This is a genomic window from Pantoea allii (assembly GCF_046529425.1).
In the GTDB taxonomy this organism is placed as follows: Bacteria; Pseudomonadota; Gammaproteobacteria; order Enterobacterales; family Enterobacteriaceae; genus Pantoea; species Pantoea allii.
Genome location: NZ_CP125958.1, coordinates 1,570,007 through 1,592,257, shown reverse-complemented (window position 1 = coordinate 1,592,257; position 22,251 = coordinate 1,570,007). Strand labels below are relative to the sequence as shown.

20 protein-coding genes are annotated in these 22,251 nt (G+C 54.9%); 4 read left to right on the top strand and 16 right to left on the bottom strand.

Annotated features, from left to right (window positions below):
* Positions 1-39: 39 nt before the first annotated feature.
* The gene (gene nrdB / locus QNH99_RS07780; RefSeq protein WP_063880280.1) at positions 40-1,170 is read left to right on the top strand and encodes a class Ia ribonucleoside-diphosphate reductase subunit beta; all 1,131 of its coding nucleotides are present in this window, start codon (positions 40-42) and stop codon (positions 1,168-1,170) included.
* A gap of 2 nt (positions 1,171-1,172) precedes the next feature.
* A complete protein-coding gene (gene yfaE / locus QNH99_RS07775; RefSeq protein WP_063880281.1) occupies positions 1,173-1,433 on the top strand; it encodes a class I ribonucleotide reductase maintenance protein YfaE in 261 nt (86 codons plus the stop codon).
* A gap of 70 nt (positions 1,434-1,503) precedes the next feature.
* Here the strand turns inward: yfaE and QNH99_RS07770 are convergent, their stop codons facing one another.
* Entirely contained in the window at positions 1,504-1,893 is a 390-nt protein-coding gene (locus QNH99_RS07770; RefSeq protein WP_063880282.1) for a RidA family protein, read from the bottom strand.
* 144 nt (positions 1,894-2,037) lie between these two features.
* On the opposite strand from QNH99_RS07770, the gene QNH99_RS07765 reads away from it, so the two are divergent.
* Positions 2,038-2,655, top strand: coding sequence for a TetR/AcrR family transcriptional regulator (locus QNH99_RS07765; RefSeq protein ID WP_256852774.1), 618 nt, complete (start codon positions 2,038-2,040; stop codon positions 2,653-2,655).
* A gap of 69 nt (positions 2,656-2,724) precedes the next feature.
* Here the strand turns inward: QNH99_RS07765 and QNH99_RS07760 are convergent, their stop codons facing one another.
* Together QNH99_RS07760 and elaB are read right to left on the bottom strand one after the other, a co-directional pair.
* On the bottom strand, positions 2,725-3,921 hold the full coding sequence (locus QNH99_RS07760) for a nicotinamide mononucleotide deamidase-related protein YfaY (RefSeq protein WP_410517517.1): 1,197 nt from the start codon (positions 3,919-3,921) through the stop codon (positions 2,725-2,727).
* Between the two features lie 217 nt (positions 3,922-4,138).
* The gene (gene elaB / locus QNH99_RS07755) at positions 4,139-4,450 is read right to left on the bottom strand and encodes a stress response protein ElaB (protein ID WP_063880285.1); all 312 of its coding nucleotides are present in this window, start codon (positions 4,448-4,450) and stop codon (positions 4,139-4,141) included.
* A gap of 342 nt (positions 4,451-4,792) precedes the next feature.
* Here elaB and QNH99_RS07750 point away from each other — a divergent pair, with 342 nt between their 5' ends.
* Complete coding sequence (locus tag QNH99_RS07750) at positions 4,793-6,451, top strand: glucan biosynthesis protein D (RefSeq protein WP_241567727.1); 1,659 nt, start codon at positions 4,793-4,795, stop codon at positions 6,449-6,451.
* A 149-nt stretch (positions 6,452-6,600) separates the two neighbouring features.
* Here QNH99_RS07750 and QNH99_RS07745 read toward each other — a convergent pair whose 3' ends face one another.
* The 13 genes from QNH99_RS07745 to nuoC all read right to left on the bottom strand — a co-directional run bounded on the left by QNH99_RS07745 (position 6,601) and on the right by nuoC (position 22,143).
* Positions 6,601-7,068 carry a GNAT family N-acetyltransferase gene (locus QNH99_RS07745; protein WP_241567728.1) on the bottom strand — a complete coding sequence of 156 codons (468 nt, stop codon included), beginning with the start codon at positions 7,066-7,068 and terminating at the stop codon, positions 6,601-6,603.
* 60 nt (positions 7,069-7,128) lie between these two features.
* The gene (locus QNH99_RS07740; protein ID WP_241567729.1) at positions 7,129-8,034 is read right to left on the bottom strand and encodes an alpha/beta hydrolase; all 906 of its coding nucleotides are present in this window, start codon (positions 8,032-8,034) and stop codon (positions 7,129-7,131) included.
* 198 nt (positions 8,035-8,232) lie between these two features.
* Entirely contained in the window at positions 8,233-9,690 is a 1,458-nt protein-coding gene (nuoN, locus tag QNH99_RS07735; protein ID WP_063880289.1) for an NADH-quinone oxidoreductase subunit NuoN, read from the bottom strand.
* 6 nt (positions 9,691-9,696) lie between these two features.
* On the bottom strand, positions 9,697-11,217 hold the full coding sequence (gene nuoM / locus QNH99_RS07730) for an NADH-quinone oxidoreductase subunit M (RefSeq protein ID WP_063880290.1): 1,521 nt from the start codon (positions 11,215-11,217) through the stop codon (positions 9,697-9,699).
* Positions 11,218-11,426: 209 nt separating this feature from the next.
* Positions 11,427-13,262 (bottom strand): NADH-quinone oxidoreductase subunit L, encoded by a 1,836-nt coding sequence (nuoL, locus tag QNH99_RS07725; RefSeq protein ID WP_063880291.1) that lies wholly within the window; start codon positions 13,260-13,262, stop codon positions 11,427-11,429.
* Positions 13,259-13,561 (bottom strand): NADH-quinone oxidoreductase subunit NuoK, encoded by a 303-nt coding sequence (nuoK, locus tag QNH99_RS07720; protein WP_013026506.1) that lies wholly within the window; start codon positions 13,559-13,561, stop codon positions 13,259-13,261. Before nuoK ends, nuoL begins: the two co-directional genes overlap by 4 nt.
* Complete coding sequence (gene nuoJ, locus QNH99_RS07715; protein ID WP_063880292.1) at positions 13,558-14,109, bottom strand: NADH-quinone oxidoreductase subunit J; 552 nt, start codon at positions 14,107-14,109, stop codon at positions 13,558-13,560. Before nuoJ ends, nuoK begins: the two co-directional genes overlap by 4 nt.
* 10 nt (positions 14,110-14,119) lie before the next feature.
* Positions 14,120-14,662, bottom strand: coding sequence for an NADH-quinone oxidoreductase subunit NuoI (gene nuoI / locus QNH99_RS07710; protein WP_006120020.1), 543 nt, complete (start codon positions 14,660-14,662; stop codon positions 14,120-14,122).
* An 11-nt stretch (positions 14,663-14,673) separates the two neighbouring features.
* Complete coding sequence (gene nuoH / locus QNH99_RS07705) at positions 14,674-15,651, bottom strand: NADH-quinone oxidoreductase subunit NuoH (RefSeq protein WP_096010880.1); 978 nt, start codon at positions 15,649-15,651, stop codon at positions 14,674-14,676.
* Positions 15,648-18,371 carry an NADH-quinone oxidoreductase subunit NuoG gene (gene nuoG / locus QNH99_RS07700; RefSeq protein ID WP_218995459.1) on the bottom strand — a complete coding sequence of 908 codons (2,724 nt, stop codon included), beginning with the start codon at positions 18,369-18,371 and terminating at the stop codon, positions 15,648-15,650. The genes nuoH and nuoG overlap by 4 nt, the downstream gene beginning before the upstream one ends.
* A 111-nt stretch (positions 18,372-18,482) precedes the next feature.
* Positions 18,483-19,823 (bottom strand): NADH-quinone oxidoreductase subunit NuoF, encoded by a 1,341-nt coding sequence (gene nuoF, locus QNH99_RS07695; RefSeq protein ID WP_172823930.1) that lies wholly within the window; start codon positions 19,821-19,823, stop codon positions 18,483-18,485.
* Positions 19,824-19,825: 2 nt separating this feature from the next.
* The gene (gene nuoE, locus QNH99_RS07690) at positions 19,826-20,341 is read right to left on the bottom strand and encodes an NADH-quinone oxidoreductase subunit NuoE (RefSeq protein WP_013026512.1); all 516 of its coding nucleotides are present in this window, start codon (positions 20,339-20,341) and stop codon (positions 19,826-19,828) included.
* Between the two features lie 2 nt (positions 20,342-20,343).
* The gene (nuoC, locus tag QNH99_RS07685; RefSeq protein WP_410517516.1) at positions 20,344-22,143 is read right to left on the bottom strand and encodes an NADH-quinone oxidoreductase subunit C/D; all 1,800 of its coding nucleotides are present in this window, start codon (positions 22,141-22,143) and stop codon (positions 20,344-20,346) included.
* Positions 22,144-22,251 lie beyond the last annotated feature (108 nt).

The following is a 22,251-nucleotide window of genomic DNA, read 5'->3' as shown; positions in this document are numbered from 1 at the left end:
GAGGCCGGTGCTGAGCCTCGTCTACTTTGGACAGTTTTTATGGCTTACTCCACTTTTTCACAGAACAAAAATGACCAGTTGAAAGAGCCGATGTTTTTCGGTCAGTCCGTTAACGTGGCGCGTTTTGACCAGCAGAAATACGACATCTTTGAAAAACTGATCGAAAAGCAGCTCTCCTTCTTCTGGCGTCCTGAAGAGGTTGATGTTTCACGTGACCGCATCGACTACCAGGCACTGCCCGATCATGAAAAACACATTTTCATCAGCAACCTGAAGTATCAGACCTTGCTGGACTCGATTCAGGGACGCAGCCCGAACGTGGCGCTCCTGCCGCTGATCTCCATTCCTGAACTGGAAACCTGGATCGAAACCTGGGCGTTCTCAGAGACGATTCACTCGCGCTCTTATACGCACATCATCCGCAACATCGTCAACGATCCGGCTGTGGTGTTTGACGATATCGTCACCAACCAGCAGATTCTGGCGCGTGCCCAGGATATCTCGAAGTACTACGATGACCTGATTGAGATGACCAGCTACTGGCATCTGTTAGGTGAAGGCACACATCAGGTCGCGGGTAAGTCCGTTACCGTCAGCCTGCGTGCGCTGAAAAAGCAGCTTTATATCTGCCTGATGAGTGTCAATGCGCTGGAAGCGATTCGTTTCTACGTCAGCTTTGCCTGTTCATTCGCGTTCGCCGAGCGTGAACTGATGGAAGGCAATGCGAAAATCATCAAGTTGATTGCCCGCGATGAAGCCTTACATCTGACCGGCACCCAGCACATGCTGAACCTGCTGCGCACGGGCGAAGACGATCCTGAAATGAAAGAGATTGCCGCTGAGTGTCGCCAGGAGTGTTTTGAGCTGTTTAAGAAAGCGGCGTTGCAGGAAAAAGAGTGGGCGGAATACCTGTTCAGCGGCGGCTCAATGATCGGCCTGAACAAAGATATCCTGTGCCAGTATATTGAATACATCACTAATATTCGTATGCAGGCAGTTGGCCTCGACCTGCCGTTTGAAACACGCTCGAACCCGATTCCCTGGATTAACGCCTGGCTGGTGTCGGACAACGTTCAGGTGGCCCCGCAGGAAGTGGAAGTCAGCTCTTACCTGGTCGGTCAGATTGACTCCGAAGTGGGTGAAAACGACTTCGACGACTTCCAGCTGTAATAATGAGCCGTTCTGTTGTTATTCTGCGCAGCTCCGGTACCCGACTGGAGTGCGCAGACGATCACCCTAACCTGCTGACCATGCTGGAAGCCAACAATCTGTGTGTTGAATTCCAGTGCCGCGAAGGCTACTGCGGCTCCTGCCGTATGCGGCTGCTGAGCGGTGAGGTCGACTATGCGGAAACGCCGCTGGCTTTCATTGAACAGGGCGAGATTCTGCCCTGCTGCTGTAAGGCGAAAGGCGACATTGAGCTTGAGCTTTAACGCCTGAGCCGTCCGCGTTTAAAAACCGTAATCCCGACCGGGTTGCGGTTTTTTTATGCCCACGGATAGTTCAGGGAATACGCGCAATCACCTTAATTTCAAAATCAAACCCCGCCAGCCAGGTCACGCCGACCGCCGTCCAGTTGGGATAAGGTGCCTGAGGAAACAGGGCATTCTTTACCTGCATGATGGTTTCAAACTGATGTTCAGGATCGGTATGAAAGGTGGTGACGTCGATAAGATCGTCCAATGTGCAGCCCGCCGCCGCCAGGGTTTGCCGCAGGTTATCAAAGGCAAGCGCTACCTGAGCGGCAAAATCCGGCTCTGGCGTGCCGTCTGTGCGGCTGCCGACCTGGCCGGAGACAAACAGCAGGTCACCAGAGCGGATGGCAGCAGAATACCCATGCATGTCATACAGCGCATGGCGTCCTTCGGGAAATACGGCCTCACGAGTCATCATACAATCACCTTTAATCGATTTACGGTCAGTAAGTCATGCACGCATCACCTGCTTGATTTAAGATACATGGCGTATATGAAATAGAACACAGATACGCGTCGTATGTCAAATCCAAATACGGTACGTATCTGAAAAGGAGGAGAGATGACAGCACGGCCACGCGCGGTCACGATGGAAGAGAATCGCGTCAAACTGATATCCGCAGCACGCAAAGCGTTTGCAGAAAAAGGCTTTGCAGCCGCTTCTATGGATGAGCTTACTGCCAGCGTCGGGTTAACCCGGGGAGCGCTCTACCACAACTTTGGCGATAAGCGCGGCCTGCTCGCCGCCGTTGTAGCGGAAGTCGATAGCGAAATAGCCCATCGGGCCAAAGAGAGAGCGGCGGGTATAAAAGACAGCTGGAACCAGCTACTGGAGGAAGGGATCGCGTACATTCACATGGCGCTCGACCCTGAAGTCCAGCGCATTGTGTTACTGGATGGCCCGGCCTTTCTTGGCGATCCCTCTCTCTGGCCCAGCCAGAACGCCTGCCTGGCTGCCACGCAAAGCGCGCTGAGTGAGATGGTTGAGAACGGAGTAGTGAAGCCGGTGGACGTCGAAGCGGCAGCCCGCTTGCTCAACGGTGCCGCTTTTACTGCCGCATTGTGGGTGGCCGCCAGTGATGATCCTCAGGCGACCTTAGCGAAAGTGACGGCGACATTTAACGTGCTGGCGGGGGGGTTACTGCAGCCTACGGCATCATGCCAGCCGAGACCGGAGTAGCGTTCGTGCAGAAGAGCCGAACAGCCTGGATGTACAGGGCCGCCTTCACGCAATGCGGCCCTGTAATCCTTAGTGCTTAACCGTTTCGATTACGTCAATCCAGCCGTGGCCTGTGCTTACCTCACTGCCGTGCAACCAGCGCCGCAGCATATTCATCGCCATCATCGCCACGACTTTTTGCCGGGTTTCCAGGTTGTGGCGACCGTGGCTGAACTTCACGCGTTGCCCCCATGTGGCCTCTGGCGTATGGAGCGCAACGGAGATTTCGCCTTCGCGTAGATTGCCTACCGACAGGGCTAACGGTGTCTGAAGCCTCGCCGCCAGCGCCTGAGTACGCATTACCTGTACTTCAAGACTTTCGTCCTGCTGCGGTAAAATTTCGGTGGCGCTCAGGGGAACCTCAGCTGAAGCCAGCTGCCAGTTCAGTAAACCTGCGGTGTACTGCTCGCTAATCGCCAGGCGCCAGTTACGCTGATGCAGCTCACGCGCCAACAGTGCAGGCAGCCCCTCGGTGCCTTCAAAAATCGTGCACTCCGCCAGCAGCAAACGCACCTGTTGCCAGACCTGCTCCATTGCAACACGCTGGGAGGCCGGCCCGGTCAGTTTGATTTCGATAATGGGCATCGACGAGCGGTAGCCCATTAACACGTTCTCTGGCAGGGGCAGCGGCTCCAGTTCATTGGCAATGTCACTTTCCCCACGACCAAACGTGGTCAGGCGCAGACAAAGCGGCGGCTCGGGCAGTTCAAATTTGTCTTTCAGGCGGGGAATGATTTGTTGCTCAACCATGACTTTAAATTCTGAAGGCACGCCAGGGGTGAAAAACAACCAGCAGCGGTTGAGTTGCATGGCGAACCCACAGGCGGTACCGACCGGGTTATCCAGCATTTCAGCGTTAGCGGGGATTTCTGCCTGCTTGCGATTGCTGTCTGCCATCACCCGTCCGCGGCTGGCGAACCAGGCCTCCATGGTTTCCAGCCAGTCTTCCTGCATGACCAGCGCTACCCCGCTCGCTTTGGCCGCCGCCTGAGCACTGAGATCGTCACTGGTAGGGCCAAGACCGCCGTTGACGATGAGGACGTCCGCCTCAAGGCTACGCGTCTGTAGCGTCTCCACCAGCGATGACAGGGAGTCACCGACCGTCGTACGGCTGGTCATCGGCAGCCCGTGCTGAAATAACACATCAGCCAGCCAGGCCGCGTTGGTATCGACGATTTGACCATGTAACACTTCATCGCCCGTGGACAGCATTTCAACTCTAATCACGTTCTTTCTCCTTGTGCCAGTCACTTCACTTTAGGAAGCCCCTGCGTAAAACACAATCTGTAAGGCGGATTTAGCACGGAATAAAACCTTTTCAGGCGGGACAGGCGGGAGAGTAAAACAGCGGGACTAACATGCGGGTGCGAAGAAGCCGGAATTCAAAAAACAAAACGGACAGGACGAAGCCTGCCCGTTGTACGCGATGTAGTGCGCGTTACGATTAACGGCGAGCCAGCAGCAAGCCTAAAATCAGTCCCGCAGTCGCACCGATGCCGATGCCTTTCCACGGTTTCTCATGTACGTAGTCATCAGCACGGTAAGCCACCTGCTTAGCACGATAGTAGTAGCTATCGGATGCCTGGCTAACACGTGACTTTACATCTTCCAGCGCTCGTTCAGCTTTGGTTTTGAGTTCGATATATTTCTGGTCGGCCGGATCGCCTGATGACTTCAGCACTTCTTCCAGCGTTTCGGTCAGCAGTGCGATATCGTCGTCATAGCCTGTTTCGAAAGGTTCAGTCTGTTTTACCATCATTTCCTCCATGTGAATTGCAAAGCACAAAGGTAACTATAGCCATAAAATAGGGCTTTGCGCGGAACCCGACCAGGAATCGCCTGAAAATCAGCATAAGTAAACCGAACGCAAGTCAATCTGTGTCACGCTGAGCGCTACGCAAAGAAGTGTAAGAGATGGCCTGCTGGCCGTAATTTCGCTTCGCTTATTTGATTTATCTGATAAATTTTAGCGAACTGAATTTTTCTCTACGCCGACTGTCGTACCCTGCTGTTGCCTGTAATAATCAGGCCATGTGCATAACAATGTACTGACACGACAGTCACAACAAACTCGAACAGCTAAGGAATGATCTCTGGCATGAATCGAAGAATGTTTATGAAAGCGTCAATGGCCTTCTCCGCGGTAAGCGGTATGACAGGTTTATCGACGCTGTTCGCGCAATCCGCCTGGGCAGACGATGGCATTGCTGACGGAACCGCAGTACGCTTCGATTTCGATGAGTTGAAGAAGAATGCGGCCGCGCTGGCTAAAAAACCCTGGGGCGGCGCACCCGGCCCTCTTCCACCCACGCTGGCGACCCTGACACCGCAGGCATACAACGACATTCAGTATGATGCCAGCCACTCTCTGTGGAACAATATTCCCAATCGCGAACTGGATGTGCAGTTCTTTCACGTAGGAATGGGATTCAAACGCCGCATCCGCATGTTCTCCGTGGACAGCGCCAGCCGTGAAGCACGTGAAATTCATTTCCGTCCTGAGTTGTTTAATTACAACGATGCCAAAGTCGACACCAAACAGCTGGAAGGCAAAACCGATCTTGGCTTTGCGGGCTTCCGCGCGTTTAAAAAGCCTGAGCTGGCCCGCCGGGATATCGTCTCTTTCCTGGGTGCCAGTTACTTCCGTGCGGTCGATGACACTTATCAGTACGGCCTGTCCGCCCGTGGCGTGGCAATCAACACGTTCAGTAATGGTCAGGAAGAGTTCCCCGACTTTACGGCGTTCTGGTTTGAAACGCCGAAAGCCGAAGACACCACTTTTACCTGCTATGCCTTACTGGACGGAGCCAGCGTTACCGGTGCCTATAAGTTTGTCATTCACTGCGAAGCCGAACGCGTGGTGATGGAGATTGAAAACCATCTCTTTGCCCGCAAGGATATTCGCCAGTTAGGCATTTCGCCGATGACCAGCATGTTCAGCTGCGGCACCAACGAACGTCGCATGTGTAATACCTATCACCCACAGATTCACGACTCCGATCGCCTGGCGATGTGGAGCGGTAAAGGGGAATGGATTGCCCGTCCGTTGAATAATCCTCAGCGTTTGCAGTTCAACGCCTATGAAGATGAAAACCCACGCGGTTTTGGTCTGCTGCAGCTTGACCATGACTTCGAGAATTATCAGGACGTTATCGGCTGGTATAACAAACGTCCGAGCCTGTGGGTTGAACCAGTAGGCAAATGGGGCAAAGGCGCCATCAACCTGATGGAAATTCCAACGACCGGTGAAACGCTCGATAACATTGTTTGCTTCTGGCAGCCCGCTGAGCCCATTAAAGCCGGCAGCGAATACAGTTTTGCCTACAAGCTTTACTGGAGTGCCCTGCCGCCTGTACAGAGCGATCTGGCGCGCGTGGATGCAACCCGTACCGGCATCGGTGGTTTCCCTGAAGGCTGGGCACCCGGCGAGCACTTCCCGGATGTCTGGTGCCGTCGCTTTGCTATCGATTTCATCGGTGGTGATTTGCAGGCCGCGGCCGCGAAAGGGATTGAGCCGGTAATTACCGTTTCATCCGGCACCTTCAAACAGGTTGAGATTCTCTATGTCGAACCCATCAAGGGCTACCGCATTCTGTTCGACTGGTATCCCAACAGCGACGCCGTCAAACCGGTTGAAATGCGTCTGTTCCTGCGGACAAAAGAGGAAACCCTGAGTGAAACCTGGCTCTATCAGTACGTTCCGCCGCCGCCGGATCAGCGTAAATACGTTGATGACCGTCAGATGACGGTGAGTTAATCGTTCAGGCTTGACCTAAATGCATCCCAGGCGCTCTGCCGGGATGCATTTTTTTTGCCCATCATCTCCTGCAGCGCGTGGTGAATGCGCACCCGTCAGCGCGCCTCTCTTTTCAAACCTGCTCCGTTTCGCCCAGTGCACAGGCAGACTCATTCACCAGCCTGTTCTGCTCTGCGCATATCAATATGGGCAATGCCATCTTCAAGATAGCTGTCGCTGACCGCCACAAAGCCATGTCGCTGATAGAAAGCCTGGAGATGCGCCTGGGCGGAAAGAAACAGCGAATGTCCCGGCCAGTGCTGTTCACAACTGGCTATCGCCTGCGCCATGAGCTGGTTTCCCAGATTCAGACCACGCGCCTTATCAGAAACGATCACGCGCCCGATGGTGACGTCTGCCTGCGGGCCATCCGGTGACAAGATGCGGGCATACGCAAGCAGTTCACCCTGCGCCATGCCCAACACATGGCGGTTATCGGCCTGCAAATCCAGGCCATCGATGTCCAGATAGGCACAGTTTTGCTCCACCACGAACACCTTGCAGCGCAGGACCAGCGCCGCATAAAGCTGCGGTACGGTTATGGCTTGCTGGTGAAGATCCAGCCAACTGATTTGCATCTCTTATCCTTATCACAATGGGCTGACTGCCCGGCGGCGCAATAACACTAATCTACAATGCTACCCTTTCTGCAGCCAGCGTTGATAATGCCCAGGCCAGGCGACCGTGGGCGTTCCGGGTTTTCCCATGCCAAACCCATGACCGCCCGTGAGATAACGATACATCTCCACGTCAACCTGATGCTGTTGGCAGGCACGTGCCATAATCAGTGTGTTATGGGGATCGGAAACCGGATCGTCCTCGGCCTGGACCAGAAAAAAAGGGGGCGATGTTGATGTCACATAATTCTGCACTGACCAGGCTGCATCTTCTGCCGCCGTGGCATGCGCACCGACTAACATACGGTGCGTTGCCGTGTGCGTATAAGGCGCTTCCAGGGTGATGACCGGATAGATCAACGCAGCAGCATCAGCATAAGCGGGCGTGCTGTCCAGGGCATCCATGGCTGGGTAGCTGTGCAGCTGATGCCGGGTCACGGCCATCCCGAGCAGATGCGCACCGGCTGAAAAACCCAGCACCGTTAACCGCTTTGCCTGCGGCCTTAACAGCCGTAGCGCGCGCTGGGCGTCCTGTAAGGCCACTTCATTCCCATCAGTCCAGCCCTCACCGGGAAGACGGTAGCGCAGCACCGCTGCGGTATAGCCGCGTGCGGTTAACCAGCGCGCTGCAGGCCAGGACTCTTTTGCCATCTCAATGCGCTGATAGCCGCCGCCTCCGGCTATCAGAACAACATGACCGTTCGACACGCTGGGACTTAACACCGTTAAGGTCGGGATGGCGATATGACGTTGCGCCCCTGAAGGCAGCGTCTCGATCTGGCCTTCCGGTCCCCCGCCGCCCGGCGGTGTGCCAGGCCAGAGCGGCACCACCCTTTGAGAGTAAGCGGATGGCTGAGCCTTGGAACCGGTACTCCTGGCGGCAACCCATGCAGCTGCCAAACCTGTCAGAAAACGGCGACGATCCATAGCGGGTACTCCTGATAGCAAGGTATGGCCCATTTCAGCAGGAAACTATGGAAACAGAATGAAGATATGCATTTTATAACGGGAAGGTGGACGCATCAGTAGAAGCAAGCGGGTTTGAACTGACCAACGGGCTGACGGGACAGGATCAAGGCAAAAAAAATCAGGCCCGGAGGCCTGATTCAGTGTAACGGCGTAAACTTACATCAGCGGCTGGGCCATTTGTACCAGTCTGATTAACGGCTGTGGATAAACACCCAACAGCAGCACCAGAATCGCAGAAATCAGCACCACAACACCACCGGCGGTGAAAGCCCAGTTCGCTGGCGTATCGCGGCTCAGCAGTTCTGGTGGACTGAGGTACAGACTGACGGTAACGCGCAGATAGTAATACAGGCCAATCGCACTACCGACCACGACCGCACCGGTCAGCCACCACAGGTGAGCACTGACACCTGAGGCAATAACGTAGAACTTACCGATAAAGCCCAGCGTCATTGGAATACCGGCCAGTGACAGCATCATTACGGTCATTACCGCAGACAGAATCGGACGATGCCAGAACAGACCACGGTAGGAGTACAGTGAATCGGCGTCCGGGCCACGATACGGGCTCGACATCAGGCTCACGACACCAAACGCACCCAGGCTGCTGAACAGATAACCCGCCAGGTAAACCCCAGAGGTTTCCAACGACAGCTGATGATCTTTAACCGCAATCAGCGCGACCAGCAGGTAACCCAAATGGGCGATAGACGAGTAACCGAGCAGACGCTTGATGTTGCTCTGCGAAATCGCCATCAGGTTACCGAACAGGATGGAAACAAAGGCGATAATGCCCAGTACCGTCCGCACGGCTTCGCTGTCCGTGACCGGCGCGTACATGAACAGACGCATGACAACACCAAAAATGGCAATTTTACTGGCGGTTGCCAGGAAAGTTGACACAGGTGCAGGCGCGCCTTGATACACGTCTGGCGTCCACAGGTGGAACGGCACCAGCGACAGCTTAAAGCCCAGACCGATAATCAGCATACCCAGGCCCACTAGCAACAGCGGTTCCTGAATCATGCTGTCAGTGAGGCTTTTGCCCAGGCTGACAAAGCCCAGGTTGCCGGAGTCAGCGTAAATCAGCGCGATACCAAACAGCAGGAAAGACGATGCTGCCGCCGACAAGATAGTGTATTTCAGGGCCGCTTCCAGAGAACGTTTCTGGCGGAACGCGTAACCAATCAACCCAAACAGCGGCAGAGACAGCAGTTCAATACCAATAAACAGCGACGCAAGGTGGTTAGAGGCTGACAGTACAATACCGCCCAGCGCGGCAATCAATACCAGCAGATAGAACTCGTCCTTGTTATCCGGGAATGTTGCCAGCCACGGATAGGCGAAGGTACAGGTTGCCAGGCTGGCCAGCATCACCAGTGCGGTATAGAACATCGAATAAGCGTCGACGCGCAACAGCGGCGTGACGTCCATCGCCCCGACATGGCCCACAAAGTAGAGTGACAGCAGAGCCAGGTTCAGGCCAACCACCGTTAGCGTGGCGTTAACAAAGTGGTTGCGTCGCCAGGCAATGGACAGCATCACAACCACCACCGTCAATCCGACGATTAACAGCGGCAGCAACGCGATCAATTGTTGAGGAGTTATTGTCATGGCGAATTACGGCCTTGTAGTTGAAATTGAAGCGGTAAACCACTGCTGAATATTGCTCATTGCAGCATGTGAGGTATCCAGAATCGGCTGTGGATAAATACCCAGCAGCACCAGCAGAACCACGAGCACGCCAATGGTCATGAATTCACGTGCCGACATTCCCGGCAGTGGATCTTTAGATTTCGCTTCACCGTAATAGGCACGCTGCATCATTACCAGCGAATAAACCGAAGCGAAAACCAGACCAAAGGTCGCAATCACAATAATGACAGGGACGATCTGGAAGCTGCCGGTGAGGATCATAAACTCACCCACGAAGTTACCGGTGCCCGGCATCCCCAGGTTGGCGACAGCAAAGAACAGTGATAAACCCGGAATCCATTTGATACGCGACCACAGACCGCCCATCTGACGCATGTCACGCGTGTGCAGACGCTCATACAACTGTCCACACAGGATGAACAGTGCCGCCGCCGACAAACCGTGCGCAATCATCTGTACCACTGCGCCCTGCATAGCCAGCTGGCTACCGGTGTAAATCGCAATCAGCACAAAGCCCATGTGTGAAATCGAGGTGTAGGCAATCAGTCGTTTAATATCAGTCTGCGAGAACGCCATCCATGCGCCGTAGAAGATACCGATAATACCTAACCACATCGCGACAGGTGCAAACTCAGCCGAGGCGTTGGGAAACAGCGGCAGGCTGAAGCGCAGCAAACCATAGGCTGCGGTTTTCAGCAGAATACCCGCCAGGTCAACTGAACCGGCTGTCGGTGCCTGACTGTGCGCATCCGGCAGCCAGCCGTGCAGCGGCACAACCGGCATTTTCACCGCAAACGCGATAAAGAAGCCCAGCATCAGCAGATATTCAACGGTGTGCGACATTGGCGTTTTCAACAACTGTTCGTAGTTGAAGGTCCAGACGCCGGTAGCGTTGTAATGAACAAACACCAGCGCCAGAATCGCAATCAGCATCACCAGACCTGACGCCTGGGTATAAATAAAGAATTTGGTGGCGGCGGTGATACGTGTCTTACCGTCCGATGCCTTATGTCCCCACAGTGCAATGAGGAAGTACATCGGCACCAGCATCATTTCCCAGAAGAAGAAGAACAGGAACATGTCGATGGCAAGGAACACACCGATAACGCCGCCCAGAATCCACATCAGGTTAAGATGGAAGAATCCCTGATACTTCTCGATCTCGTTCCATGAACACAGCACCGCCATCAGGCCGAGCAGTCCAGTCAGCACCACCATTAACAGCGAAAGGCCATCAAGCGCTAAATGGAAATTAATGCCGAAACGAGGAATCCAGGGTACTGAGAAGCTCGATTGCCACTGCGGAATACCCGCTGCCTGCGTCAGTGAATAGCCACCCTGCAACCAGAGCTGCAGTGAAAGCGCCAACGTCAGCCCCATGGTGATCAGGGCAATCCAGCGTGGCACCTTCGCGCCGAAGCGCTCGGTGAGCCAGCAGATAAAACCACCGAAGAAGGGTATGAAAATTAGCCAAGGTAATAACACGGCATACTTCCCTTTTTTTTGTCCTGGCTCGGGCTATCTCACTTGCCCGTTTCGCCCCCGGCAGTGCTCGCAATCCTCACGTACTTCAGTACGCTCCGGTTGCTGTGCGCTGGCGGTGGCGAAACGGGCTGCGCCGATTACGCCCTTACATCAGACAATCTTTGACATTCTTAATGGGTAAGTTTTCACACCTACCCGCTCATCAATCTTTAAATTACCAGCAACAGGGCCAGAACCACGACAGCACCCACGCTCATCGACGCCACGTACCAGCGCAGATAACCGTTTTCACTCACCACCAGACCTTTATTGGCGATACGTGAAAGCAACGCAGGCAGGTTCATCAAGCCGTTAAGCGGATCGCGTTTCAACAGCCACGCAATGCCCAGGTAAGGTTTGACAAACACTTTATCGTAGAGCCAGTCGAAGCCCCAGGCGGCGAACCACCAGGTGCCAAAGAACCGGCCCGGGCCACTATTGGCGATGCGGGTAACCAGTTGACGCTTGCCCAGCCAGAGTGCGGCAGCAATAACGATGCCGGCAACCGCGACCAGACCAGAAGCGATCTCCAGCGTCACTTTACCGTTTTCACCAAACTCATTAGCCGGTAAAACACCCGCCAGCGGTGGGGTAATTAATGCGCCAATAAAGGTGGAGAGCACCAGCAGTACAATCAGCGGCAGATGATGGGTAATGCCTTTACCCGCATGAGCATGAATTTTCTCTTCGCCGTGGAACACGATGAAGATCATGCGGAAGGTATAGATTGAGGTCAGGAACGCCCCCACCAGACCCGCAACCATCAGGTTAAGATGACCGTTAGCCAGCGCACCAAACAGGATTTCATCTTTACTGTAGAAACCTGCGGTAATCAGCGGCAGTGCCGCCAGCGCCGCGCCGCCGACCAGGAAGCAGGTATAAACCAGCGGGATACTTTTACGCAGTCCGCCCATCTTAAAGATGTTCTGCTCGTGGTGGCAGGCCAGAATAACCGAACCTGAAGAGAGGAACAGTAAGGCTTTAAAGAAGGCGTGAGTCATCAGGTGGAAAATCGCGGCATCCCACGCCTGTACGCCCAGCGCCAGGAACATATAGCCAATCTGGCTCATGGTGGAGTAAGCGAGAACACGTTTGATGTCCGTCTGCACCAGCGCGGCAAAACCGGCAAGCACCAGGGTAATGGCACCGATAATGCCGACCAGATGCAGCACTTCAGGCGTCAGCAGGAACAGGCCATGTGTGCGGGCAATCAGGTACACACCCGCCGTCACCATGGTCGCGGCGTGAATCAGTGCCGATACCGGGGTTGGACCTGCCATTGCATCCGCCAGCCAGGTCTGTAAAGGCAGCTGGGCAGATTTACCGACCGCACCGCCTAACAGCATCAGGGTCGCCCACTGCAGCATGTGATTGTCGGCGGCAAAGTGTGCCGGTGCCAGTTCAACCATTTCGCGGAAGTTGAGCGTACCCAGTTCGTTGTAAAGAATGAACAGGGCAAAGGCCAGAAACACATCGCCGACGCGCGTGATGATAAAAGCTTTCATCGCCGCTTTGCCGTTTTCTGGATTGCTGTAGTAGAAGCCAATCAGTAAGTAGGAGCACAACCCTACCCCTTCCCAGCCCAGATACATCAGCATCAGGTTATCCGCCAGCACCAGAACCACCATGCTGGCGATAAACAGGTTGGTATAGGCGAAAAAGCGGGAATAGCCCTCTTCGCCACGCATGTACCAGGAGGCGAACATATGGATCAGGAAACCGACGCCGGTGACCACCGACAGCATGGTCAGTGACAGGCCATCCAGGGTCAGATTGACCTGGATGTTGAAATTGCCCACGTGAATCCAGGTCCACAGCGCCTGAGTGAAGACCTGCTGCCCGTTAGCAAAGAAGTCGAAGCCAACAAAAACGGTCGTCAGTGCGGCTAACCCCACCGATCCCATTCCCACAGCAGCCGATAAATTCTCTGACCAGCGACCACGGGAAAACGCTAACAGCAAAAAGCCGATTAGCGGAAACAAGACAGTTAAATAGAGAAGATTCATCCGCGCATCTCGCTCACAATATCAATGTTCAGCGTCTGACGACGACGATAGAGCTGAAGCAGCAGGGCCAGACCAATACTGGCTTCCGCTGCGGCGAGGCTGATTGCCAGAATATACATCACCTGACCATCGGCCTGTCCCCAGTAGCTGCCCGCGACGACCAGTGCCAGGGCCGCAGCGTTGATCATGATTTCAAGGCTGATCAGCATAAACAGCAGGTTACGGCGCAGTACCAGCGAGGTCAGTCCAAGGACGAACAGCACCGCGGCCAGAATCAATCCATGTTGTAACGGAATCATGCTTGCTCCTTATTCGCCTGCGCGGCTTCGTTTGAACGGTTGCTCAGCACTTCACCCTGACGCTCTTCGCGTCCCAGATGGAAGGCCACCACCAGACCGGCCAGCAGCAGCATTGACGCCAGTTCAACCGCCAGGACATAAGGGCCAAACAGGCTAATACCGACCGCTTTCGCGTCGATGATTTTACCGTCAATGCCCTGGTCATGCGCTGTCATGATGGCGTAAATCATGACCGCTAACAGCAGAAACGAAACCAGTCCGGGACCAATCCACAATGACGGGCTCAGCCATTCGCGTTCCTGTTTTTCAGTGGCTTTGCCCAGATTGAGCATCATCACGACGAACACGAACAGCACCATAATGGCACCGGCATAAACGATGATTTCCAGCGCACCGGCAAAATAGGCACCCAGGGAGAAAAAGACGCCAGCCACCGATAACAGCGAAACGATCAGGTACAGCAACGCATGTACCGGATTAGTGTGGGTGATAACGCGTAACGTCGTCACTACCGCCACCAGTCCGCAAAGATAAAACGCAAATTCCATGCCTTGCTCCTTAAGGTAATAAGCCTTTGACGTCGATGGGTTTCGCTTCGTTTTCAGCGTCACCTTTATCTTTACCGTCAATCGCCATACCTGCCATGCGGTAGAAGTTGTATTCCGGATATTTACCCGGCCCCGAGATCAGCAGGTCTTCTTTCTCATACACCAGATCCTGACGCTTGAACTCGCCCAGTTCGAAATCCGGCGTCAGCTGGATAGCGGTGGTTGGGCAGGCCTCTTCACACAGACCGCAGAAAATGCAGCGTGAGAAGTTAATGCGGAAGAACTCTGGATACCAGCGACCGTCTTTTGTTTCGGCCTTTTGCAGTGAAATACAGCCTACCGGGCAGGCTACTGCACAAAGGTTACAGGCAACGCAACGCTCTGCCCCGTCGGGATCGCGGGTCAGTACAATACGACCACGATAGCGTGGTGGCAGGTAGACCGGCTCTTCCGGATACATCTGGGTTTCGCGTTTCGCGAAGGCATGCATGCCTATCATCCAGATACTGCGCACTGTCGTGCCGAAGCCTACGACAATATCTTTTAATGTCATTTGTTTACCCCTTACTGCGCTGTATACAGAATGACTGCGGCGGTTGCCAGCAGGTTCAACAGCGTCAACGGCAGACACACTTTCCAGCCGAACGACAGCACCTGGTCATAGCGTGGACGCGGAAGCGCAGCACGAATCAGGATGAACATCATCATAAAGAACGCCGTTTTCAGGGCGAACCAGATGAATGGCGGCAGGAAAGGCCCATGCCAGCCACCGAAGAACAGCGTAACAATCAGCGCTGAAACGGTGGTAATCGCAACGTATTCGCCCACAAAGAACAGGCCAAACTTCATACCGGCATATTCAATGTGGTAACCGTCGGCCAGTTCTTGCTCAGCTTCTGGCTGGTCAAACGGATGACGGTGGCACACTGCGACGCCCGCAATACAGAAGGTCAGAAAACCAAAGAACTGCGGGATGATGTTCCACAGGTGCGTCTGGCTGTTGACGATATCGGTCATATTGAACGAGCCCGCCTGTGCCACTACGCCCATCAGCGACAGCCCCAGGAACACTTCATAACTCAGCGTCTGGGCAGAAGCACGCATGGCACCTAACAGCGAGTATTTGTTGTTACTCGACCAGCCAGCAAACAGCACCGCATAGACCGCCAGGCCTGCCATCATCAGGAAGAACAGTAACCCGATGTTCAGGTCAGTGACGACCCAGGTCGGTGATACCGGTACGATGGCAAACGCCAGCAGCAGTGACACAAAAGCAATTACCGGCGCCAGGGTAAAGATAAAGCGGTCTGTAAAGGGGGGAACCCAGTCCTCTTTAAAGAACATCTTGATCATGTCCGCAACCAGCTGCAATGAGCCGCCCCAGCCTACACGGTTTGGTCCGTAGCGGTTCTGGAACAGACCAAGCAAACGACGCTCGGCGAAGCTCATAAACGCACCACAGCCCACGACAACCAGCAGAATCACCAGCGCTTTTCCCACGGCGATCAGAATGTCGATAACACCCGGAGTTAACCAGCTCATTGCGCCGCCTCCTGCAGAGAATCAATTTTTGCATTCGCCAGGAATGGCGGCACGCCTGGCAGACCGAGTGGAAGGCCCACCTGCCCTGCCTGCAGCGAAGAAGAGAAGCGCACAGGTAAGCGAACGGTTTCACCGGCACAGGTTAATTCCACGGATGCGCCGCTGTTCACGCCCAGCTTAGCCGCATCATCCGGGTTCAGCACCAGGGTCGGTGCCGACATACGCTGTTGGATTACCGGCGCACGCTGCGTCATCTCTTCACTACCAAACAACTGGTAGTAAGGGGCGACACGGAACTGACCGGTGGTGGCATAAGCACCTGGTACGCTGCTGAACCAGGCTAACTGCGCCTCGCTGGCTTCAAACAGGCGAACGCCGGGATCGCCGTGACGCAGTTTGCCGCCCACTTCATCCTGGAATTTGTTCCATGCCTGAGGTGAGTTCCAGCCGGGTGCCCAGGCAAACGGAATCTGCGAACGCGGTGCGCTCGGCTGGTTGTTCCCTTCCATAGAGAAGGCAAACATGGTGTCCTGATCCTGTGGCTGACGCGGCTCATGCACGCTGATATTAGCGCGCGCGGCGGTACGCCCACTGGCACGGTGCGGTGAACGCGCCAGTTTCTGACCACGAATACGGAAGCTGGCATCCGGTGCAGCTTCTTTAATGCCTTTAAGCTGTGGCAGGCTGGCGACCACGGCGTCAATAACATGATCGAGCTGCGTCCAGTCAACGTGACGGCTTTCCAGCGCGCTGTGCAGTGAATGCAGCCAGCGCCAGCTTTCAAGCATCACGATGCTGTTGTCGTAATAGGCAGGATCGTAGACCTGGAAGAAACGCTGTGCGCGGCCTTCATGGTTAATCGAGGTGCCGTCACTTTCTGCGAAGCTGGCAGCGGAAAGAACCAGTCCGGCTTTTTCCAGCGTGGCGGTGCGTTGATGATCAACCACGATCACATTAGCGGCATGATTCAGCGCGGCATCGACCTGCGCTTTTGGCGCATGACGATAAAGATCGTTTTCCAGCACGACGACCGCATCGGCTTCGCCGCTTTGCAGCTGCTCCAGCGCGTGGTCCAGGGTGTTTCCGCCCATCAGGCCCAGCCCCATGCTGTTCGCATGGCTTGCCAGTAAGGTAATACCCACCTCTGCGCCGCGTGCTTTAAGCGCTTTCGCCACGTTTGCTGCGGCTTCAATCATGGCGCGGCTGCCGGAGTGGACGCCGGAGATAATCAGCGGCTTTCTCGCACCCGCCAGAGCCTGTACCACCACATCCAGCTTGCCGTTCAGCGCAGGGTCGAAATCGCTTACGGCCGGGGCGGTTTCGTCCAGCGCATTGGCGATGGCAAATCCAAGACGTGCCTGATCTTCCACTGGGGCACGGTAGCTCCATGCGGCAATATCATCGAGACGCGTTTCATCGACGTTGGTAACAAAGAGTGGATGCTTAGCGTGCTGACCGATATTCATGATGGCCGCGATTTGCCAGTCTGCGACTTTCTGCGCAGCGGCCATTTCACGGGCCTTGCCTTTCACCGCCTGGCGAACAGACAGGGCAACGCGCGCGCCGACCTGCGTCAGGTCTTCACCCAACACCAGCACCGCGTCATAGCTTTCAATTTCGCGCAGCGACGGCGTATAAATCCCACCTTCGCGCAGCACTTTTAACAGCAGCTCAAGGCGCTCCTGCTCACCTGCAGGCATACCGGTAGAGAAGTTTTCGGCCCCGACCAGTTCACGCAGCGCAAAGTTACTCTCGATGCTGGCGCGCGGTGAGCCAATACCAATCACACGTTTCGCCTGACGCAGAACATCAGCACCGACGTTCACCGCCTGCTCTGCATTCAACGTTACGCGGTCGCTGCCACGTAACTGCACCGGATGATGAGGACGATCTTTCAGGTTCACATAACCGTAACCAAAGCGACCACGGTCACACAGGAAATAGTGGTTAACGCTACCGTTATAACGATTTTCTATGCGGCGCAGTTCACCATAGCGCTCACCCGGGCTGGTGTTACAACCCACGCTGCACTGCTGGCAGATGCTTGGCGCGAACTGCATATCCCATTTACGGTTATAGCGTTCAGAATGGGTTTTGTCGGTGAAGACGCCGGTTGGGCAGATTTCGACAAGGTTACCGGAAAACTCGCTTTCCAGGGTGCCGTCTTCCGGGCGGCCGAAGTAAACGTTGTCATGGGCACCATAAACGCCCAGATCGGTGCCATCAGCATAATCTTTGTAGTAACGCACGCAGCGATAGCAGGCAATACAGCGGTTCATTTCATGCGAAATGAACGGGCCAAGATCCTGATTGCGATGGGTGCGTTTGGTAAAGCGATAGCGACGGAAGCTGTGGCCGGTCATCACCGTCATATCCTGCAGATGACAGTTACCGCCCTCTTCACATACCGGACAGTCGTGCGGGTGGTTCGTCATCAACCACTCGACCACGCTTTCACGGAACTCTTTCGCTTCGCCATCATCAATAGAGATGAAGGTGCCATCAGACGCCGGCGTCATACAGGACATGACAAGGCGGCCGCGGGTATCTTCAGCGTTCTGGAATTGCTTTACCGCACACTGGCGGCAGGCACCCACGCTTCCCAGCGCCGGATGCCAGCAAAAATAAGGAATATCAAGGCCCAGAGACAGACATGCCTGTAGCAGGTTGTCCGCTCCGTTCACATCATATTCTTTACCGTCTACATGGATTGTAGCCATAGTGACATGCTTCCGTAAGGCTCGTCATAAACGAGCGTTAATCAAATTCTTGTCCCTGCACACTGCAGCAGGAACGGCGGCACAGGGCCAGCTCCCGTGGATAACGGCGAATTACCAGCGCGCTTTCAGCAGGTTTGGCTGAATACCACCGATAGCTCGGGTATTACCAAACACCTGCGGCGCGATGCCGGCTTCAAACTCTTCACGGAAATATTTAATGGCGCTTTGCAGCGGTTCGACGGCACCAGGTGCGTGAGCACAGAAGGTTTTGCCCGGGCCGAGCTGGCGGCAAAGCTGCTCCAGGGTTTCGATATCCCCCGGCTGGCCTTTTTTCTGCTCCAGCGCGCGCAGGATCTTCACGCTCCACGGCAAACCATCACGGCATGGCGTACACCAGCCGCAGGATTCGCGAGCAAAGAACTCTTCCAGGTTGCGCACCAGTGAAACCATATTGATTTCATGGTCGACGGCCATAGCCAGGGCAGTACCCAGGCGGCTGCCTGCTTTACCGATGCTGGCGAACTCCATCGGCAGATCCAGGTGCTGATCGGTCAGGAAGTCTGTTCCTGCACCGCCCGGCTGCCAGGCTTTGAAGCGCAGGCCATCGCGCATGCCGCCCGCATAGTCTTCAAGGATTTCACGAGCAGTGATACCAAACGGCAGCTCCCAGACGCCGGGGTTTTTTACCCGACCTGAGAAGCCCATCAGTTTCGTACCGGCATCATCGCTCTTTGACAGGCCCTGATACCATTCAACCCCGTTGGCCAGAATAGCTGGCACGTTTGACAGCGTTTCAACGTTGTTGACGCAGGTCGGTTTACCCCAGACGCCAGCGCTCGCCGGAAAAGGTGGCTTAGAACGTGGGTTAGCACGACGCCCTTCCAGCGAGTTGATCAAGGCCGTTTCTTCACCACAAATGTAGCGGCCGGCACCGGTGTGCACGATGAGTTCGAAATCGAACCCTGAGCCCAGGATATTTTTACCCAGTAAACCGGCTTCGGTGGCTTCGGCGATAGCGCGGCGCAGGTGCACCGCAGCTTCAATGTATTCGCCACGCAGGAAGATATAGCCACGGTAAGCTTTCAGGGCAAACGCACTGATCAGCATGCCTTCCACCAGCTGATGAGGCATTTGCTCCATCAACAGGCGGTCTTTATAGGTGCCCGGCTCCATCTCATCGGCGTTACACAGCAGGTAACGGATGTTCATGGATTCGTCTTTCGGCATCAGGCTCCACTTCAAACCGGTAGAGAAGCCTGCACCACCACGTCCCTTCAGGCCGGAATCTTTCACCAGCGCCACGATCTCATCCGGTGCCATGCCTTTCAGGGCTTTTTCTGCACCGGCATAACCGTTTTTACTGCGATACTCATCCAGCCAAACGGGCTGCTGATCGTCACGCATGCGCCATGTCAGGGGATGGGTTTCGGCAGTACGAATGATCTGTTTAATTGTCATTGATACTGCTCCAGCAAAGAGGCGATGCCTTCCGGCGTCAGATGAACGTGCGTATCTTCATCCACCATCATGGTTGGGCCTTTATCGCAGTTACCCAGGCAGCAGGTTGGCAGCAACGTAAAGCGACCATCGGTTGTCGTCTGACCCGGCTTGATATTCAGGTTTTCTTCCAGGGCAGCCTGAATTCCCTGAAAACCCGTAATGTGGCATACCACGCTGTCGCAATAGCGGATCACATGGCGGCCAACCGGCTGACGGAAAATCTGACTATAGAAAGTGGCAACACCTTCTACGTCGCTGGCCGGAATACCTAACACGTCTGCAATGGCGTGAATTGCGCCGTCGGGTACCCAGCCGCGTTGCTTCTGCACGATTTTCAGCGCTTCAATTGACGCGGCGCGTGCATCTTCGTAATGGTGTTTTTCGTGCTCAATCGCATGGTGCTCTTCCGCACTCAGCACGAAGACCTCGTTGGGGTCGATCGTTTTAATAGCAATGTGTTGATCGTGCATAATTAGCGGTCCACGTCTGACATAACAAAGTCGATACTACCGAGGTACACGATTAAATCGGATACCAGGCTGCCACGGATTACCGAAGGAATCTGTTGCAGATGCGGGAAGCTCGGCGTACGCACACGTGTGCGATAGCTCATCGTGCTGCCATCGCTGGTCAGGTAGTAACTGTTAATCCCTTTGGTCGCCTCAATCATCTGGAAGGATTCATTGGCCGGCATAACCGGGCCCCATGACACCTGCAGGAAGTGAGTGATCAGGGTTTCAATGTGCTGCAGCGTGCGCTCTTTCGGCGGCGGCGTGGTCAGCGGATGATCCGCTTTAAACGGCCCTGCCGGCATGTTGTTCAGGCACTGCTCAAGAATACGCAGCGACTGCCACATCTCTTCCATTTTCAGCTGCACGCGCGTGTAGGCATCACTGATACCGGCACCCACGGGCACGTCGAAGTCGAAGTTTTCATAGCCTGAATATGGCCGCCATTTACGCACGTCAAAATCAAGACCGGTCGCGCGCAGAGCCGCACCTGTGGTGCCCCATGCCAGCGCTTCTTCCATATTGTAGGCCGCCACGCCTTGTGAACGTCCCATCAGTACCGTGTTGCGCAGCGCCGCTTTGTCGTACTCTTTCAGGCGCTTCGGCATCCAGTCCAGGAAGTCACGCAGCAGGCGTTCCCAGCCATTCGGCAGGTCGTGTGCCACACCGCCAATACGGAACCAGGCCGGGTGCATACGGAAACCGGTAATCGCCTCAACCACGTCATAAATTTTCTGGCGGTCGGTAAAGGCAAAGAACACCGGTGTCATGGCACCGACGTCCTGAATAAAGGTGGAGATGTACAGCAGGTGACTGTTAATGCGGAACAGCTCGGAGAGCATAACGCGAATCACATTAACGCGGTCAGGGACAACGATACCGGCCAGTTTTTCTACCGCCAGTACGTAAGGCATTTCGTTGACGCAGCCACCGAGGTACTCGATACGGTCGGTGTAAGGAATGTAGCTGTGCCAGGACTGACGCTCGCCCATCTTCTCCGCGCCACGGTGGTGATAACCAATGTCCGGGACGCAGTCGACGATCTCTTCACCATCCAGTTGCAAAATGATGCGGAAAGCACCGTGCGCGGAGGGGTGGTTTGGACCGAGGTTGAGGAACATAAAGTCTTCATTGGCGGTGCTGCGTTTCATGCCCCAGTCTTCAGGCTTGAACGTCAACGCTTCCATTTCCAGATCTTCTTTCTGCTTCGTCAGCGTAAAAGGATCGAACTCGGTCGCGCGCGCGGGATAATCCTTACGCAGCGGATGCCCTTCCCAGGTCTGCGGCATCATAATGCGCGTCAGATGCGGGTGACCATCAAAGGTGATGCCAAACATCTCCCAGGTTTCGCGCTCGTACCAGTTGGCATTGGCGAAAATAGTGGTGATGGTCGGCACATGCATATCGTTTTCAGATAAAGCCACCTTGAGCATGATGTCGCGATTGCGTTCAATCGACAGCAGGTGGTAGAAAACGGAAAAATCCGCGTCAGGTAAACCTGCGCGGTGGGTACGTAAACGTTCGTCCATGCCGTGCAGGTCATAGAGCATGACGTACGGCTTAGGTAATTTACGCAGGAATGTAATGATTTCCAGCAGCTGTTCACGCTTTATCCACACCGCCGGAATACCGGTGCGGGTGGCCTGAACGGTAAAGGCATCCGGCCCAAAACGATTACGCAGCTCGCCAATCACCGGATCATCCAGGTGATCGCGGGTTTGCCATAGTGGCTGAGCGAGATCTTGCGTGGTCAAATCTGTCATACGTTACTCACCATTCCGGCCTGATAACAGGCGCTCAAATGAAGGCGTCAGGATGGTGCCATGCATTAATTTGTGATGTTGTCTGCTGCAGGCACGAATTCCATCCAT

Coding starts and splice junctions, on each gene's coding strand:
- nrdB (WP_063880280.1), top strand. CDS start 40: ATGGCTTACTCCACTTTTTCACAGAACAAAAATGACCAGTTGAAAGAG.
- yfaE (WP_063880281.1), top strand. CDS start 1,173: ATGAGCCGTTCTGTTGTTATTCTGCGCAGCTCCGGTACCCGACTGGAG.
- QNH99_RS07770 (WP_063880282.1), bottom strand. CDS start 1,893: ATGATGACTCGTGAGGCCGTATTTCCCGAAGGACGCCATGCGCTGTAT.
- QNH99_RS07765 (WP_256852774.1), top strand. CDS start 2,038: ATGACAGCACGGCCACGCGCGGTCACGATGGAAGAGAATCGCGTCAAA.
- elaB (WP_063880285.1), bottom strand. CDS start 4,450: ATGGTAAAACAGACTGAACCTTTCGAAACAGGCTATGACGACGATATC.
- QNH99_RS07750 (WP_241567727.1), top strand. CDS start 4,793: ATGAATCGAAGAATGTTTATGAAAGCGTCAATGGCCTTCTCCGCGGTA.
- QNH99_RS07745 (WP_241567728.1), bottom strand. CDS start 7,068: ATGCAAATCAGTTGGCTGGATCTTCACCAGCAAGCCATAACCGTACCG.
- QNH99_RS07740 (WP_241567729.1), bottom strand. CDS start 8,034: ATGGATCGTCGCCGTTTTCTGACAGGTTTGGCAGCTGCATGGGTTGCC.
- nuoN (WP_063880289.1), bottom strand. CDS start 9,690: ATGACAATAACTCCTCAACAATTGATCGCGTTGCTGCCGCTGTTAATC.
- nuoL (WP_063880291.1), bottom strand. CDS start 13,262: ATGAATCTTCTCTATTTAACTGTCTTGTTTCCGCTAATCGGCTTTTTG.
- nuoK (WP_013026506.1), bottom strand. CDS start 13,561: ATGATTCCGTTACAACATGGATTGATTCTGGCCGCGGTGCTGTTCGTC.
- nuoJ (WP_063880292.1), bottom strand. CDS start 14,109: ATGGAATTTGCGTTTTATCTTTGCGGACTGGTGGCGGTAGTGACGACG.
- nuoI (WP_006120020.1), bottom strand. CDS start 14,662: ATGACATTAAAAGATATTGTCGTAGGCTTCGGCACGACAGTGCGCAGT.
- nuoH (WP_096010880.1), bottom strand. CDS start 15,651: ATGAGCTGGTTAACTCCGGGTGTTATCGACATTCTGATCGCCGTGGGA.
- nuoG (WP_218995459.1), bottom strand. CDS start 18,371: ATGGCTACAATCCATGTAGACGGTAAAGAATATGATGTGAACGGAGCG.
- nuoE (WP_013026512.1), bottom strand. CDS start 20,341: ATGCACGATCAACACATTGCTATTAAAACGATCGACCCCAACGAGGTC.
- nuoC (WP_410517516.1), bottom strand. CDS start 22,143: ATGACAGATTTGACCACGCAAGATCTCGCTCAGCCACTATGGCAAACC.